Annotated in this window: 14 protein-coding genes and 2 tRNA genes; 2 read left to right on the top strand and 14 right to left on the bottom strand. The window is 74.3% G+C overall.

Features of this window, described 5'->3' with window-relative positions; translation table 11 throughout:
- Positions 1–123: 123 nt before the first annotated feature.
- From PS271_RS09340 to PS271_RS09315, 6 genes are all read right to left on the bottom strand, one after another.
- Positions 124–960: a cytochrome c biogenesis CcdA family protein gene (locus tag PS271_RS09340; protein ID WP_398381499.1), complete on the bottom strand. Its 837-nt coding sequence runs from the start codon at positions 958–960 to the stop codon at positions 124–126.
- Between the two features lie 10 nt (positions 961–970).
- Positions 971–1,834, bottom strand: coding sequence for a DsbA family protein (locus PS271_RS09335; protein WP_398381498.1), 864 nt, complete (start codon positions 1,832–1,834; stop codon positions 971–973).
- 76 nt (positions 1,835–1,910) lie between these two features.
- The gene (locus PS271_RS09330; protein WP_398381497.1) at positions 1,911–2,330 is read right to left on the bottom strand and encodes a hypothetical protein; all 420 of its coding nucleotides are present in this window, start codon (positions 2,328–2,330) and stop codon (positions 1,911–1,913) included.
- Positions 2,331–2,387: 57 nt separating this feature from the next.
- Positions 2,388–2,846, bottom strand: a complete 459-nt coding sequence (locus PS271_RS09325; RefSeq protein ID WP_398381496.1) for a hypothetical protein — start codon at positions 2,844–2,846, stop codon at positions 2,388–2,390.
- Positions 2,847–2,986: 140 nt separating this feature from the next.
- Positions 2,987–3,060, bottom strand: a tRNA-Lys gene (locus PS271_RS09320).
- A gap of 75 nt (positions 3,061–3,135) precedes the next feature.
- Entirely contained in the window at positions 3,136–3,894 is a 759-nt protein-coding gene (locus PS271_RS09315; RefSeq protein ID WP_398381495.1) for an IclR family transcriptional regulator, read from the bottom strand.
- Between the two features lie 257 nt (positions 3,895–4,151).
- On the opposite strand from PS271_RS09315, the gene PS271_RS09310 reads away from it, so the two are divergent.
- Entirely contained in the window at positions 4,152–5,243 is a 1,092-nt protein-coding gene (locus PS271_RS09310; RefSeq protein ID WP_398381494.1) for an LLM class flavin-dependent oxidoreductase, read from the top strand.
- Between the two features lie 257 nt (positions 5,244–5,500).
- Here PS271_RS09310 and PS271_RS09305 read toward each other — a convergent pair whose 3' ends face one another.
- Entirely contained in the window at positions 5,501–7,258 is a 1,758-nt protein-coding gene (locus tag PS271_RS09305) for an EAL domain-containing protein (protein ID WP_398381493.1), read from the bottom strand.
- A gap of 407 nt (positions 7,259–7,665) precedes the next feature.
- Here PS271_RS09305 and PS271_RS09300 point away from each other — a divergent pair, with 407 nt between their 5' ends.
- Positions 7,666–8,889 (top strand): M6 family metalloprotease domain-containing protein, encoded by a 1,224-nt coding sequence (locus PS271_RS09300; RefSeq protein ID WP_398386771.1) that lies wholly within the window; start codon positions 7,666–7,668, stop codon positions 8,887–8,889.
- 73 nt (positions 8,890–8,962) lie between these two features.
- Here the strand turns inward: PS271_RS09300 and PS271_RS09295 are convergent.
- From PS271_RS09295 to PS271_RS09265, 7 genes are all read right to left on the bottom strand, one after another.
- Positions 8,963–9,036: transfer RNA gene (locus tag PS271_RS09295), tRNA-Lys, on the bottom strand.
- Between the two features lie 151 nt (positions 9,037–9,187).
- Complete coding sequence (locus PS271_RS09290; RefSeq protein ID WP_398381492.1) at positions 9,188–9,832, bottom strand: hypothetical protein; 645 nt, start codon at positions 9,830–9,832, stop codon at positions 9,188–9,190.
- Positions 9,833–10,020: 188 nt separating this feature from the next.
- Positions 10,021–10,389 carry a DUF8844 domain-containing protein gene (locus tag PS271_RS09285; protein WP_120758804.1) on the bottom strand — a complete coding sequence of 123 codons (369 nt, stop codon included), beginning with the start codon at positions 10,387–10,389 and terminating at the stop codon, positions 10,021–10,023.
- A 207-nt stretch (positions 10,390–10,596) separates the two neighbouring features.
- Positions 10,597–11,976, bottom strand: coding sequence for an AAA domain-containing protein (locus PS271_RS09280; RefSeq protein ID WP_398386770.1), 1,380 nt, complete (start codon positions 11,974–11,976; stop codon positions 10,597–10,599).
- Positions 11,977–11,987: 11 nt separating this feature from the next.
- Positions 11,988–13,529, bottom strand: a complete 1,542-nt coding sequence (locus PS271_RS09275; protein ID WP_398381491.1) for a hypothetical protein — start codon at positions 13,527–13,529, stop codon at positions 11,988–11,990.
- Positions 13,520–14,755, bottom strand: coding sequence for a PD-(D/E)XK nuclease family protein (locus PS271_RS09270; RefSeq protein ID WP_398381490.1), 1,236 nt, complete (start codon positions 14,753–14,755; stop codon positions 13,520–13,522). The genes PS271_RS09275 and PS271_RS09270 overlap by 10 nt, the downstream gene beginning before the upstream one ends.
- On the bottom strand, positions 14,670–15,659 hold the full coding sequence (locus PS271_RS09265) for a phosphatase PAP2 family protein (protein WP_398381489.1): 990 nt from the start codon (positions 15,657–15,659) through the stop codon (positions 14,670–14,672). The genes PS271_RS09270 and PS271_RS09265 overlap by 86 nt, the downstream gene beginning before the upstream one ends.
- Between the last annotated feature and the right edge of the window lie 33 nt (positions 15,660–15,692).

The following is a 15,692-nucleotide window of genomic DNA, read 5'->3' as shown; positions in this document are numbered from 1 at the left end:
ACGCCTCCCGAAGGAGGCGTCTGTCGAGCTTCCCGCAGGGAGAAACGGTGAAAGGGTGGGGCCGGGGCCTCTCCCTCCGCCGCAGCGGTGATCAGCCCCCACCGGAGGTGACCGGCGGTGCCGTCACTCCCCTTCGGAGTCGTTCTTGCCCGGCCTGAGGGCGAAACGGGCCAAGAACCCCGCCACCACCAGCGCCAGCCCCGCCAGCAGGACGTAGTCCGGGACGGCGTTGCCCACGCGGGAGGCGAGTTCTTCCAGACGGAACTCCTGGTCCGCGTCCAGCAGACCCGGAAGCCCCGTCGTCCCGTCGTACGCGAGGAAGAGCACCCCGATGCCGATGAAGAACAGCCCCGACACCAGCGACGTCGTGTGCAGCCGCAGCCGTCCGAGCCGCAGCTCCCGCCCGCGCAGCCACCGCCGGCTGCCGAGCCGGAAGCGGTCCCAGAAGACCGCCAGGACGAACAGCGGCAGTGCCATCCCGAGGGCGTAGACGGCGAGCATGGAGCCGCCGTAGACGGGGTTGCCGTTGACGGCCGTCACCGTGAGGACCGCCCCGAGGATCGGCCCCGCGCAGAACCCGGCCAGCCCGTACACGCAGCCCAGCAGGAACGTCGACGCGGCCGAGCGCGGCGTGATCCGCCCGGCCGCCGCCTGGGCCTTCTTCGAGGCGAAGCCCAGGCCCAGGATCTGCGCGGCGCCCATGGCGATCACGATCCAGCCGCCGGCGGTCACCAGCAGCTCGCGGTGGCCGTTGAAGAGCCGGCTGGCCGCGGTGGAAGCCACGCCGAGCGGGACGAGCGTGGTCGCGAGGCCCACGTAGAACACGCCGGTGCGGGCGAGCAGCCGGCCGGGGTTCGCGAGGGAGTACGCGAAGAAGGCCGGCAGCAACAGCGCGCTGCACGGGCTGACCAGGGCGAGGGCGCCGCCGAGGAACGCGGCGAGGTAGCCGATGTCGGTCACGGCCGGCCCCTTACTTCCCGCTCTTCTTCGCGGCGGCCGCGGCCCGGGCCTGCTCGATGGCCTCGTCGAAGGCGGCCATCGGCTGGGCGCCGGCGATGGGACGGCCGCCGACGAGGAAGGACGGAGTGGAGGTCACACCGAGGCCGTACCCCTCCTGCTGGTCCTTCTTGACCGCTTCCTCGGCAGCCGACCCGTTCAGATCCGAGCGGAAACGGTCGATGTCGCTCACGCCGGCCTTGCCGGCCATGTCGGCGAGCTTGTCCTCGGCGAGTGCGTCACCCTTGCGCAGCTTGGCGTAGACCTCGCCGTGGAACTGCCAGAACTTCCCCTGCTGCCCGGCCGCCCAGGAGGCGCGGGCCGCGCGCTCGGAGTCCTTGCCGAAGATCGGGAAGTTGCGGAACTCGATCCGGAGGACGCCCTGGTCCACGTACTTCCTGACCAGCTCGGGCTGGCTGTCGCGGGTGAACTTGCCGCAGTACGAGCACTGGTAGTCGGCGTACTCCACGAGCACGACCGGCGCGTCCTTCCGGCCGAGCGCGAGCGGGTCGCCGTCCTTGCGGCGGCTGGTGGCCTGCTCGGCGCGCTCGTACGCGCCCTGCATCGGATCGGCGGAGGGATCGCCGGAGGCGGAGGGCCCGCGCTTGCCGGAGTCGCCGCCGTTCTTGCCGATGGCCATGCCGACGGCGACGACCGCGGCGACGAGCGCGAGGATCGCACCGAGGGCGGCGAGGCGGCGGGGGAGGGAGACGGAGGCCTTGGCCTTGGACCGGGGCCCGGCCTTGGCGCCGGCCTTGGGCCCGCCCTTGGTACTGGCCTTGGGCCCGGCCTTGGCCTTGGGATCGGTCTTCTTGGCCTTCGGGGAAGTAGCAGACATAAAGGAGAAAGCTCCCTGGAACGTACGGAATCCGGATATGCCGAAGCACGGCCCGGCGGGGCCGTGGGGACCGGATCTAGATCCGTAGGACGGGGAGCAGCTCGGCGCAGCCCGCGACGGGGGCGGGTGGCGCGCGCGGCGCGGTCGCCCGGGGCGCGGCGGCCTGGGGGAGCGGGGCGCGGGCGGTGCCCGGCGCGGTGACGGGGTCGGCGTGCCCGGAGGCGACGGCGGTCTCGGCGTCCTTCAGCGGCACGTCCTGCTGCCGGCAGCTGGGGCCGGCGTCCGGGGCCTGCACCTGTACGGGCTCCCCGGCGTGCGCGTGCGCGGCTGCGGCTGCTGCTCGGTCCGATGCCGGTGCCGCATGACCTGCGGAGGGGGCGGTCGTGACCGCGGCGTAGGGCTGCGCGCCGCCCGGGACCGGCCCGAAGAGCACCGCGAGGAGGAGCAGGAGCACGGCCGCGGCCGCCGTCCGGTGACGCCTGGTCGCGCCGGTCACGGTCCTCTCCTCTCCTGGTGCGCGGTGGAAGGGCGGCCTCCATGCTACGGGCCCTGCTCAGGCGCCTTCGGCCGCGAGCGCGCGCAGCGAGACGCGCTGGGCGTACCAGAGCAGGCCGATGGTGGTGGCGGACATCACGGCGGCGAAGGCGAGGTGGCCGGCGGCCGAGACGACGGTGAAGCCGGCGAAGGTGAGGGCCAGGTGGGCGCCGAGCCGCAGGGCGACCAGGCCGATGGCCACCTTGCGGGTGCTCTTGCCGCGCCACATGCGCTTGGCCAGGCGCAGCCGCGAGCGCAGGACGGTCAGGGACACGATGAGGTTGACCACGCCCAGGGCGCCCAGTGCCCACACGAGCCGGTGGTCGGCCTGGAAGAGGTCGTAGGCGGCGGACATCACGCCCTCGAAGGCGAAGAACCAGGTCGGCAGCGGCTTGATCTCCTCGGTGCCGGCGGAGGAGGAGGCGGTCGCGGCGGTGGTGGTGGCGGGAGCGGCGGGGGCGAGCGTCATCGTGTCCATGCCCATAACTCTGTCGTTCCGGGGCTCCGGCGGGCAGATCCACCGATCACAGGTCGCCGATGACATAAGTCATCGGCCGCAAGCCGCCGGAGCAGCACGACGAAGGCCCTCACCTTGCGGTGAGGGCCTTCGTCTGTCTGTGCGCCGCCAGGGACTCGAACCCCGGACCCGCTGATTAAGAGTCAGCTGCTCTAACCAACTGAGCTAGCGGCGCCTGCTGACGAGATAAATATACCTGGTCCGGAGGGGTGCTCCCAACCGCCTCCGGGCCCCCGGCCCCACCGGGGGTCTACAGGGCCATCGACAGCATCAGCGGCGCGGCCCGCCGGTTCAGCGTCTCGGCGGCCTGCCGCAGCCGGTGGGCGTGGGCCAGGGGCAGGGAGAGGGCGACGCAGCCGACCGTGCTCCCCGCGGTGACCGGGACGGCGGCGCAGACCGTGCCGAGCGCGTACTCCTGGAGATCGAGGACGGGGACGGTCGCGGGCTGCCGGTCGAGCGTGCTGAGCAGCACCTGCTCGCTGGTGATCGTCCGCGACGTGAGCCGGGCCGTGCGGTGCCGCGAGAGGTGGTCGCGGCGGTCGTCGTGGTCGAGCTGGGTGAGGAGGCACTTCCCGATCGCGCTGGCGTGGGCGGCGGAGCGGAAGTCGACCCACTCGTTGACCCGGGGCAGGTGCGGCGCGTCCGCGCACTGGGTGATCCGGACCTCGCCGTCGATGTAGCGGCTCAGGTAGACGGCGGCGCCGAGCGAGTCGCGCAGCTCGGACAGCGACTGCTGGAGCTTGTGGCGCAGGGCGGCGGTGCGGTCGCCGCCGGAGCCGAGCAGGGCGAGGGCGTCGCCCGTGACGTAGCCGCCGTCGCCGGTCCGCTGGACGTACTCCTCGTGGTGCAGCATCGGCAGCAGGTGTGCCAGGTGGGCGGGCGGCAGGCCGGTCTCGCGGGCGATCTGGGCTTCGGTGACGCCGCCGGAGTGCCGGGCGACGGCCTCCAGCACCCGCAGGGCGTACTGCACCGAGTGGAACGGCGCGGTCGGGTCGGGCTTCAGCGCCACGGTCTCCCCCTACGGGACGGGCTTCCGGTGAGTCTCCCGCCGACCACGATAACCGTGAAACGCATGGCAGGAAGAGGGTGTTGGCACTACGGCATATGCCGTTGCCATGCCGGCCGGGGTGCGGCCGCGGGGCGCGTACGGGGAGCGGCCGGGAATAACCGGAGAGAGTCTCCGGCTACAGGGAACCGGGAACCGATCAGGAACACGCAGCAGCAGATCGCAGCAGGAACAGATCAGGAAGAGGAAGGCGGACCACCGTGCCCGACGCGCAGGACGACTTCATCCGGGGACAGGCCCTGGGCAGCGCCCCCGTACCCCTGTCCGTACTGGACCTGGCGACCGTCGGCGCGGGCCGCACCGCCCGGCAGGCCCTCGCCACGACCGTCGAGCTGGCCCGGCTGGCCGAGCGCCGCGGCTACCACCGCTTCTGGGTCGCCGAGCACCACTCGATGCCGGGCATCGCCAGCTCCTCGCCGGCCGTCGTCCTCGCCCACCTCGCCGCTCACACCGACCGCATACGCCTCGGCTCCGGCGGCGTGATGCTGCCCAACCACGCGCCGCTCGTGATCGCCGAGCAGTTCGGCACGCTGGAGGCGTTCGCGCCCGGCCGCGTGGACCTGGGCCTCGGGCGCGCCCCCGGCACGGACGGGGCGACGGCGGCCGCGCTGCGCCGCGCGGACCGGCTCAGCGAGGGCGCGGACGAGTTCCCGCAGCAGCTCGCGGAGCTGATCCGCTTCCTCGACGACGACTTCCCCGACGGGCACCGCTACGCCGGGATCCACGCCGTCCCCGGCCCTGTCCAGGGCCGGGTGCCCGGCGGGGTGCAGCGCGCGGACCGGCCCTCGGTCTGGCTGCTCGGCTCGTCCGGCTTCAGCGCGCGGCTCGCGGGGGCGCTGGGCCTGCCGTTCTCCTTCGCGCACCACTTCTCCCCCGCCAACACGGTCGCTGCGCTGGAGCTGTACCGGCAGTCCTTCCGGCCGTCCGGCGTCCTCGACCGCCCGTACGCCAAGATCGGCGTGCAGGCCTTCGCGGCGGAGGACCCGGCGGAGGCCCGGCGCCAGATGCTCACCGGCGCGCTGTCGATGCTGCGGCTGCGCATGGGGCGGCCCGGGCTGGTGCCGACGCCGGAGGAGGCCGAGCACTACGACTACAGCCCGGCGGAGCGGGAGTTCGTGGAGGACCGGCTGGCGAGTGCGGTGTACGGCACTCCCGAGGCGGTCAAGGAGGGGCTCGACCACCTCGTGAAGTCGACCGGTGTCGACGAACTGATGATCACGTCGAGCGCCCACGGCGCGGACGCCCGCCTGCGCAGCTACGAACTCATCGCGGACGCATACGGGTTGAACTAGCGGTTCCGCCCATGCGGGTGGCGCCTCGGCGCCGGGCGCGCCCCCGCTGCGGCGGCGTTCAGCGCGTACGAGGTGAGCCGCCGTTCGCACGCGCACAGGTGCCGTCTCCGTGCCGGGCACGGCAAACTCCCTCCGCCGCGGCGGCGCTCAGCCCGTACGGACCTGTCCGGCGGTGCCCGTCCGGCCCGATGCCGTCGGGCACCGCCGGACCGCGCCGTCGTGGCCGGTCGCCGTCGCGGCGGAAAGGGAGCTCCGGCCTACGGGCGCACCCCCGTCGTCAGCAGTGACGAGATCGAGTCCGCCGGGACCGGGCGGGAGTAGAACCAGCCCTGTCCCGTGTCGCAGCCGATGCGGCCGAGCCGCTCCGCCTGCTCCGCGCTCTCCACGCACTCCGCCGTCACCGTGATCCCCAGCCGGTGCGCGAGCTGGACGAGGGCCTCGACGATCGTCTCGTCCGCCGGGTTCGGCGGCTCCTCCGCGCGGAAGCCCCGTACGAAGGAGCCGTCGAGCTTGAGCGTGGAGACCGGCAGGCGGCTGAGGTAGGCGAGGTTGGAGTAGCCCGTGCCGAAGTCGTCGATGGCGATGGCCACGCCCATGTCGCTGAGCTGGCGCAGCTGTTGCAGGGGGCGGCCGGCCGAGCCCATCACGGCCGATTCGGTGAGCTCCAGCTGGAGGAGCCGCGGCGGCAGGCCCGTCTCGGCGAGGATGGCCGCCACGTCGGAGACGAGGTCGGAGTCCCACACCTGCCGCACCGCGACGTTGACGCTGACGACGATCGGCTCCGTGGGGTGCGCGAGCTGCCAGAGCCTGGCCTGGCGGCAGGCCGTCCCGAGGACCCAGCGGCCGAGGGGGACGATGGCGCCGGTCTCCTCGGCGAGGCCGATGAACCGATTCGGCGGGAGCATCCCGAACTGCGGGTGCCGCCAGCGGACCAGCGCCTCCACCCCGCGGACGACGCCGTCGACCAGGCCGACCAGCGGCTGGTACTGGAGCACGAACTCGCCCCGCTCGACCGCGGGCCGCAGCGTGCTGGACAGGGCCTGACGGGTCATCCGGTGGGCGTTGCGCTCGGGGTCGAAGAGCGTCCAGCGGGCCTTGCCGTCGGCCTTCGCCCAGTACAGCGTGGTGTCGGCGGCCTGCATCAGCTCGGTGGCGTGGGTGCCGGCCGCGGGCCGTTCCACGACGCCGATGCTGGCTGAGACCGACAGCCGCTGGCCGGCCACGTCGAAGGGCCGCTGGAGCCGGTCCTGGACGCAGGCGGCGAGCTCCACGAGCTGCTCGGTGCCCGCCGACTCCTCGACGAGCAGGGCGAATTCGTCGCCGCCGAGCCGGGCGACGAGGTGGCCGCCGGGCGCGGCGCACTCGCTGAGCCGGCGGGCCACCGCGCTCAGGAGTCTGTCGCCGGCCCGGTGGCCCAGGGTGTCGTTGATGGCCTTGAAGCCGTCGAGGTCGAGATAGCAGACCCCGATCCGGCCGGTGCCGCCGTCCGCGGCGGAGGCCGTGGCGAGCGCGGTGGTCAGCCGCTCGAAGAAGAGGCTGCGGTTGGGCAGCCGGGTGACCGGGTCGTGCATCCGCAGGTGCCGCAGGCGGGCCCGCAGGTCGCGCCGGTCGCTGATGTCGGCGACGGACAGGAGGGTGTCGCAGCTGTCGGGCAGCGGCGTGACGATCACCTCGGCCCACACCCCCTGGCCGCCGGTGTGCTTCAGCCGCCGGGTGCAGTGCAGCCGCTCGCGGCGGCCGAGCAGCACTTCGCGGTACGCGCTCCAGGTGCGCGAGTCCTCGCGCAGGCCGGTGAATTCGGCGGCCGGGGCGTCGGCGAGCCGGGCCGGATCGGTGCCGAGCAGCGCCCCGAGGGCGTGGTTGGCGGTGCGCACCAGGCCGTCGCGGCCCACCACGGCCATGGCGAGCTGCGCGGCATTGAACGCGGCACGAAAATCACTGGATTCATTACGTTGCGTGACGACTGTAGGCGTAGGGCCGGGCACGCCGCCCTGGCCATCGAGGGTTCCGCTCACCGCTCGCTCCCGCATGGCATTCGTTCCGCACTGGCTTCGTATGGGTCTCATGGATCTCGTACGCGTGTCCGAACAGGCGGCGGGAGGCCGTCCGCCCGGGGTATCCGTGCTGGAAATGTGGCGATCATAGAGCTCGCGAGAGGACCGTTCCAGCGGCCCTCACGAGCGAGGCCGGGCCGCCGACCCCGGGTTGTCCACTTCTGCACGACCGTGCGCGCTCGTGCCTGAGCCTGTAGTGCCACACCCTCTCGATTGACCATCAGTGACTGAGTGTGATGTACCCAGAAGTCGGCCTAGTCACTCGACCGGAGCAGCGGAATAGGGCATAACACCACAAATCCACCGAGGGTGGATGAGGTGTCCCGAATCCGTCCCGGGAGGTCGACGTGGTGCGTCCGCAGACACCCATGGGAGTGGACCGGCCGCGGCCGCTGCGCCGCGTCGGGGCCGTCCTCACCGTCCTGTGCGCGATCGCGGCGACCACGCTCGTCGCCGTCCCCGCGCAGGCCGTGGGGCCCGGCGGGCCCTGTGCGCTCCCGCGCAGCCAGGCCCACCACTCCGAAGGGCTCGACAGCTGGAACCCCGCCTACCCACGGCCCGTGGGCCGGCTCGACGCCGTCATGATCTTCCTGTCCTTCCCGGACTCCAAGCCCGCGGTGAGCCCCGAGAAGCTCGCGGCCGACCACTTCCCGGCCACCTCCCGCTTTTTCGAACGGGCGTCCTACGGGCGGTTCTCGCTGCGCGCCCACCCGGTGAAGCGGTGGTTCCGGATGCCGCGGTCCGCCACCTCGTACCGGATACAGCGCGACTGGGACGGCGACCGGCGCTCCGACTACCTGCGCGACGCCGTCGCCGCCGCCGACCCCGGCGTGGACTTCAGCCGCTACGACCTCGTCTACCTCGTCGCCGACCCCGACGCCCCCGGCGTCGACTCCGACGCGACCAAGGTCGTCAACCTCGACCGGCCGCTGCAGGCCGACGGCGTCCCGCTGCGCCGCATCGTCACCGTCTTCGAGCACCACCCGCCCGACCGCAACGTCCTCGCCCACGAGACCGGGCACGTCCTGGACCTGCCCGACCTCTACCACCGGCCCACCGACGGCAAGGGCGACTGGGACACCCACGTCGGCGACTGGGACCTCATGGGCAGCCAGTTCGGGCTCGCCTCCGACCCCTTCGGCTGGCACAAGTGGAAGCTCGGCTGGCTCACCCCGGCACAGGTCGCCTGCGCCCGCGGCCCCAGCCGCGCCCTTTACACGCTCCAGCCGCTGGAGACGCCGATGCAGCCGGGCGGCGACAACCGCACCCGCCTGGTCGTCATCCGTACGGGGACGACCACGGCCCTCGCCGTCGAGGCGCGCTCCGCCTTCGGCAACGACAGCGGCGCCTGCACCGAGGGCGTCCTCATCTACCGCGTGCACAGCGATACGGCTTCCGGCGGCGGGCCGGTGCAGGTCCTCGACGGGCACCCGGGCCACCAGGCCTGCTGGGGCGAGTCCGTCTACCCGCCGCTGGCCGACGCGCCGCTGGGCGTGGGGGAGTCGCTCAGCTCGGAGGTGGACGGCGTCCGGGTGACCGTACGGGGGCGGACGGCCGGCGGGTCGTGGACGGTGGGGGTGAGCCGGGCGTAGGCCGTTGCGGTGGGCGCGGCGCAGCGCATACGACGAAGGCCCTCACCTTGCGGTGAGGGCCTTCGCCTGTCTGTGCGCCGCCAGGGACTCGAACCCCGGACCCGCTGATTAAGAGTCAGCTGCTCTAACCAACTGAGCTAGCGGCGCCTGCTGACAGAGAAGACTTTAGCACCCTGATCGGGTGGAACGAAAATCCGGATGTTTCAGCGGGCCACGGGGGTGGTTGTGCAGGTCAGAGGGGTGGCCTGGGCCACACGGGGGAGGGTGCGGCGGGGCGGGCGGCAGGGTGGCCGGCAGCTCACAGCGCGGGCTCGGGCGCACGGTCCGCCGCCCGGAGGGGGAGCTCCGCCAGCGGAGAGCCGGCCTCCGCGCGCGCCACTCGCACGCACGCCCACAGCAGCGCCTCCGCGTTCGGCAGCCACGGGTGCCGCACCTCCGGGGCGACCAACCAGCGGGAGACGGGGGGCGCGGGCTCGTCCGGGCCCGGGGGGTAGAGCGGCGGGATGGTCACGGTGTCCCCCGTGCCGTGGCACAGCAGCGGGGGCATCGCGCGCGCCCACTCCTCCCAGCCGAGCAGCGCGGGCAGGCGCTGGGCGGTGCCGGGGGCCGCGAACAGCTGGAGCCGGCCGCGCTGGACGGCGACCGGGCCCGAGCCCGGCCCCTTCCCCCATAACCGGTCCAGCACCCGGCGGCCGAACAGGGCCGGCGCGCTGACCACGTCGAACGCGACGCCGCACGGCAGCACGACCGGGCCGGCCGGGCAGTCGATCCACAGCGCGTGCACGCTCCGGGGGAAGGGGCTGGCCGAGGCGAGCCAGTCCGCCCCGGCGAGGGTGACGTGGGATGCGGTGCCGGGGAGCCGGGAGGAGACGCCGGGGGCATCGCCGCGCCGGGGGAGCGGCCGGATGAGCGGATCGCGCGGGTCGTACTGCCGAGAGGTCATGGCGCCCATGCTCAGCGGTGCGGCCGCGGCGGATCCGGGTAGTTGCGGAAGTCGGGACAGCGCGGGGTGCGGTGCGCTATTTTGCGCGCCGCATATGCCAACGGCCCATGGTCGTCGTGGTGACCACGGGCCGTCCGGGGTGCGAGAGGTCCCCGGACCGGGGTGCGGCGCGCCTCAAGCGGCGCCGGTCACTCCTCGGTCCCGCCACCGCGCAGCAGGTCACGGCCGAACTCGACCATCTTCTTCGCATAGTCCTCGCTCCACTCGGCGCGCTCGGCGATCACGGCCGTGGACAGCCGGTCGAAGCGCCGGGGGTCGGCGAGCTGGGCCGCCGCCACGGCCTGGAACTCGGTCGCCCGGTCGGCCGCGGCACGGAAGGCCAGCGCGAGCTCCGTGGAACGGGCCAGCAGCTCACGGGGGTCCTCGATCGACTCAAGATCGAAGAAGTGCTCGGGATCGGCGACCGCCTCCGGGGGCTCGAAGAGCAGCTGCGCGGGCTTCAGACGACGCGGCCGGTCGCTCGGACCCGCGTCGGGAGCCGACTGCGGCTCGGACATGTACATACCTCCAGGATCGTCTGCACCGCCCTCCATTGTCCTGCGCACCGCAAGGGGGCCCTGCGGGCGGGCCCGACGGCTTCCCGGCAGGCCCCTTCCTCCGCCGCAGCGGCGGGATCGCCGACGGCGCTGTCCGGCGGTGCCGTGCCACGCTTAACCCCCGCGCGCACGCCAGGTCCGGCACCGCCGGGAGGCCCGCCGCCGTCCTCACGGCCGCCACGCCACCCTGTGCTCGGTCAAGTGCGCCAGCACCGCGTGGTTCGCCTCCCACCCGTCAGGGAACTTCACCGTCACCCCCAGCTGCACCGGCTCGGTCGACGGATGGTCGTCCAGGAGGCGGTCCACGCCCGCGCGGCACACGACGATGCACGCGTGCCGGTGCCGTGAGGCGAGGACGCACAGGCGGCCCGTCTCCAGGTGGAAGGCCGTCGCGTCCGGGCGGCCCGAGAGCGGGTGGAGGACGACCGTCACGTCGAATTCCCGGCCCTGGAGCCGGTTCGCCGTGTCGACCGTGACGCCCTGCACGCCCAGGCCGGCCAGCGCCGTACGGACCGCGGCGGCCTGGTCGCGGTGGGCCGTGCCGACCGCGATCCGGGCGGCCGTGAGCGGCACCGGATCCGGCCCGGCCTCGCTGACCGTCACCCCGCCCCGGTCCAGCAGCCGCCGCACGACGCGCGCGACCGCGCCGACCGCCTCCGGGTCCGTGCGCGGCGTGTGCCGGGCGGGGAGCTCCAGCAGGCCCCAGCCCGAGACGGCCGCCTCGTCCAGCACCCGGTCCGGGCCGGAGCCGTCCGACGCCACGCCGAAGGACAGCCGCCGGGCGCCGTGGTCCGTGCCGCTGCGGAAGGGCGTGTACGGATAGAAGGCGGCGGACACCAGCGGCGCGGCGGACGCGGGCAGCCGCCAGGACACCGGCAGCCGGTGCTGCGGCAGCCGCGGGTTGTGGGCGAGCAGCGTGCTCACCGCGCTCGCCGACGGGTCGTACGACAGCCCGGCCCACTGCGCGACGCCGTCCGCCCCCACCACGCTGAAGGGGTCCAGCTGCCCGGGGTCGCCCACGAACAGCGCCCGCTCGAAGAGCCCGGCCACGGCGAGCAGGGCGTCCGACCGCATCTGGTAGGCCTCGTCCACGATCGCGTGGCCCCACGGCTCGGCGACCTTCGTGTGCGCCCACTTCGCGGCCGTGGACACCACGACCGGCAGCCCCGCCAGCTCGGCGGCCTTCGCGGAGGTCACCACGGAGGGCAGGGCGTCGAGCGCCCGGTCGTACGGGTTCGTGTCGCTGCTGTGCAGCCGCCCCACCGGCAGCTCGGGGTCCTTCGCGGCCAGCCGCAGCACCAGGTCGTCCACCTGGGCGTTGGTCTGCGCGACGACCATCAGCGGGCGGCCCGCCGCGGCCAGCTCCCGCGCGGCCCGGACGACGAGCGTCGACTTGCCCGCGCCCGGCGGCGAGTCGACCACGACGCCGCGCTCCGGGCTGTGCAGGGTGTCGTGCAGGATCCGGCGCGTGACGTCTTCGGCGGCCGCGCCGGGGTCCCAGGCGCGCCCGCGCGGCGGCGGCACCGCCCCCGCGTTCTCCGGGTGCATCGTGGGCGTCCTCACAGCAGGTCCTCCGCGGTCACGGGATCGGGCAGCTCCGCCGCCGGCTCGCCGGGCGGCCCGCCGTGCGTCCACGGCGTCCGCTCGGGATCGGGCAGCTCCGGGCCGCCGCGCGGGGCGTGCTCGAAGAGCGTCCAGCACACGCGGTCCCCCTTCTCCGGCACCGAACCCGGCTCGGGCACCCGGCCCCGGCCCATGCCGCCCGTCAGACGCACCGTCAGGGACCCCGGATCACCGGGCACGTGCCCCGCGAACTCGCCGGGCTGCGCCTTGCCGTCCGGCAGGGCGCGGTACACCTTCGCCCCCTCGGTCAGATACGGGCCGTCGTCCGTGCGCACGGTGACCAGCGGCCTGGGCCGCGGCACCTTCGCCTCCGTGTACTCCATCACCACTTCGGTCACCTCCCCCGCGAACGCCTCGCCCGCCAGCCGCCGGCCGGCCATCACCAGCGGATCGTCCAGCGCCTCCTGAGCCTCCAGCTGCGCCTGGGCCGCCTCCCGCGCCGCGAGCTTGCGGGCGGCCGTCACCGCGTCGTCCCGCCGGGGCTGCGGCGGCTCGCCGGCCCGGACGCGGTCCCGGTGCGCGGTGTAGGACCAGCGGTCCCGCTTCCAGCGCTCGCCGGCCCGCTCCCCCTCGGGCAGCGCCCGCAGCAGGTCGACGCCGCGCCAGACCGCGTCCCACGTGGGGCGCAGCTGCGTCTCCAAGAGCGCGCGGATCTCCTCCGCGGCCCCCGGCAGCCCGGCGTCGTGGCGCGCGACGGCCGGGGCCAGGAGCTTGTTGTCGAAGGCGGGGTCGGTGGCCGGGCCGGCGGGCGGGTGGAGCAGCTGCCCGGCCGCGTCCCGCGCGAGCTCCGCGCGCAGCGCCGCCTCCGCGCCCGTCAGCCCCTCCGGGGGGTCGATCCAGGCGAGCAGTGCCCCCAGGTGCTGGTCCTCCAGAGTGCTCTGGCCGGTGGCCCAGTGGCGGCCGAGGAACTCCGTCATCGGCAGCAGCAGCGACGAGCCGGGCACCCGCGCGCGCTCGCCGAAGTGCGTGAGCCAGCGGCCGAGGAGCGGCACGCGCGGGGGAGCGGGGTGGGGCGCTTCGGGGTCCTGCTCCGCGGTGCGGCGGAAGCGCATGGAGCGCCCGAGCAGCCGTACGTACGAGACGGCCGCCGCGCCCGGCACCAGCAGCTGCGGCGCCCCGGCGCACAGCTCGGCCTGGACCGTGACCTTCTTGCCGGTCTCCGGGTCGGTCTCCTTGCGCTCCTCCAGCGTGATGTCTCCGGCGAACCCCTCGACGTAGGGCAGCATCTCCTCGGCCAGCTCGGCGAGAAACGCGAAGCGCAGGTCACGGTCGCGCGGCTGCGGCACGGCCAGCAGCCGGGGCCGCTCGCGCTCGGTGCCGACGAGCGCGCCGAGCGGGGCGCCGGCCTCGCCCGCCGTGGTCAGTGGGACGAACACCAGCGGCCGTTCGGCCAGATGCCGGTGGCGCACGGTGGTCAGGGGATGTGCGCGCCCGTCCCGTACGGCTTCGAGCCGGGCGAGCGTCGTGATCAGCGACATGCGGCCTCGCTTCCCGTGAACGGCGGGGCCAGGGCCTCCGCGCGGAGGGCCGCGGCGCGGCGCAGCGCGACGACGGTGGGATCGGACGCACCGCCGGGCGCTCCTTCGGGCACGGGAGCGTCCCCGAGCGCGGCGGCGAGCACGGACTCGACGGTCGTCAGCCCGCCCAGCTCCCCGCGCAGCCCCCGGCCGAGGGCGGCGACGGACCCCTCGGCCCGGGCCCGGGCGCGGCAGTGGAAGGCCAGCTCGCAGGCGGCCAGGCACTCCGGCGCGTAGGCGGCGGCGACGGCTTCGACGGCGGCGGCGAGCTCCCCGGCGGGCCTGCGCGCCGTCTTGCCGTCGTCGGCGAGGCACAGGTCGAAGGTGGTGCCGGCGGGCAGCTCCGCGGCGATGTCCTCGACGCGGGCGAGCCGGGCGAGCTGGCGGCGGGTGGTGGCGCGCGGCTTGCGCACGTCGACGAGCCCGGCGACCGGGACGTTGGCGAAGTCCTTGGGGCAGACGAGCAGGATCTCGTGACGTACGCGCGCGGGGTCGCCGTCGCCGACCCGGGCCGCGAGCTCCTCCAGCGCGAGGACGTAGACGGCGGCCTGCCGGGCGGCGGCGCCCACCTTGCCCGGGTCGGCCGCACCGTCGATCACCGGAAAGGACTTGATCTCCACGACCGTCCACGTCCCGTCGGGGTGGACGACCACGGCGTCGGGTTCGAGGAAGGCGGGCGCGCCCGCCACGGGGAGGGCGAGCAGCGGGTGGTCGAGGAGCGCCCAGCGGCCGGCGGCCGTGGCCTCGCGCAGGGCGAGCGCCGTCCGGGCGGTGCGGCCCTCGGGGCCGCCTGCGGTCAGGTCGGGGACATCGACGGAGCCGGGCGCGGGGGCCGGAGCGCCGTCGCGCAGCTGCTCGTGGAGCAGCCGGACGAGCTCCGTGCCGCCGTCGGCCTTGGCGCGGGCCTCGAAGGAATGGCCGCGCGCTATCGCGAACTGCGACTGCCCGAAGGCGGCCGGCGCGCCGAGGGCCCGGGCCAGGGCCGACTTGTCGACTCCGGCGCCGTCCAGCAGGACCCGGCGGCGGCAGCCGGGGTTGGCGGCGAGGGCCGCGAGGGCGCGGGCGTCGAGCGGGCGCTGCGCGCTGCCCGGCCCGCGCAGCTCAGCGAGCCGCTGCCGCAGTGTCGCCGGTGCGGCTTTCGCCGGCCCTGCCGTGGGCCGGCTGTCGGGGGATCTGGTCACTGGCATCCGCCTCGAAGGGTCGCTGCGGCGCTCCCGGACGGCCGTCTCCTGCGGCGGAGCGGGAGGCCGCTGCCCGGGAAAGCGCTGTACCCGCCGAAGTCTCGCACCCGGCACTGACATGCGCGGGCGTCCCGGCCGTTTCCCCGCGTCCCGCGCCGGTCAGGCGGCTCTTGACGAGGTCGGCCAGCCGCAGCGCGGGCTTGGCCAGCAGCAGGCCGGCGACCATCACGGCGGCGCCCGCCACGGCGTCGAGGAAGTAGTGGTTGGCGGTGCCCATCACGACGAGGGTGATGGCCAGCGGGTAGATCACGCCGGCCGCCTTGGCCCAGGCGGTGCGGCCCTGGCGCCAGAGGACGACGCCGCACCACAGGGCCCAGCCGACGTGGAGGCTCGGCATCGCGGCGTACTGGTTGGTCATCCCGCCGAGGCCGCGGGGGGCGCTCGCTTCGCCGCCCCACCAGCCGTACGAGCCGTACTGCGCCATCGTGTCGACGAAGCCCTGGCCGGCGTCGAGGAGCCGGGGCGGGCAGGTGGGCAGCAGGGTGAAACCGACGAGGCCGATGAGGGTGGAGATCATCAGCCAGCTGCGCTGGAGGCGGTATTCGGCGGGGCGGCGCCGGAAGAGCCAGATGAGGATCGCGGGCGTGAGCAGATAGTGCAGCGACGCATACGCGAAGTCGGCGGGTATGCCGAGGGCCGGGTGCTCGGTGAACAGCCGGTTGAGCGGGTGCTCGAAGTTTATTCGGAACGTTTTCTCAAGATCGAGAATGGCCAGGCCGTGGTCGACGGCGGGCTCTACCGTGCCCCGGACGAGCAGCCGGCCGGCGGAGTACAGCCCGTACACCACGGCGATCAGCGGCAGCTCGGTCCACCAGCGCGGCCGCTTCCGAAGCGGTGCAGTGCGGTACATCCGTACGCTCTCCATTTGTCCGTCGGCCAACAA

The organism is Streptomyces sp. SCA2-17, assembly GCF_044336695.1.
The sequence above is the reverse complement of the archived record's forward strand: the minus strand, read 5'-3'. Positions and strand labels throughout refer to the sequence as shown.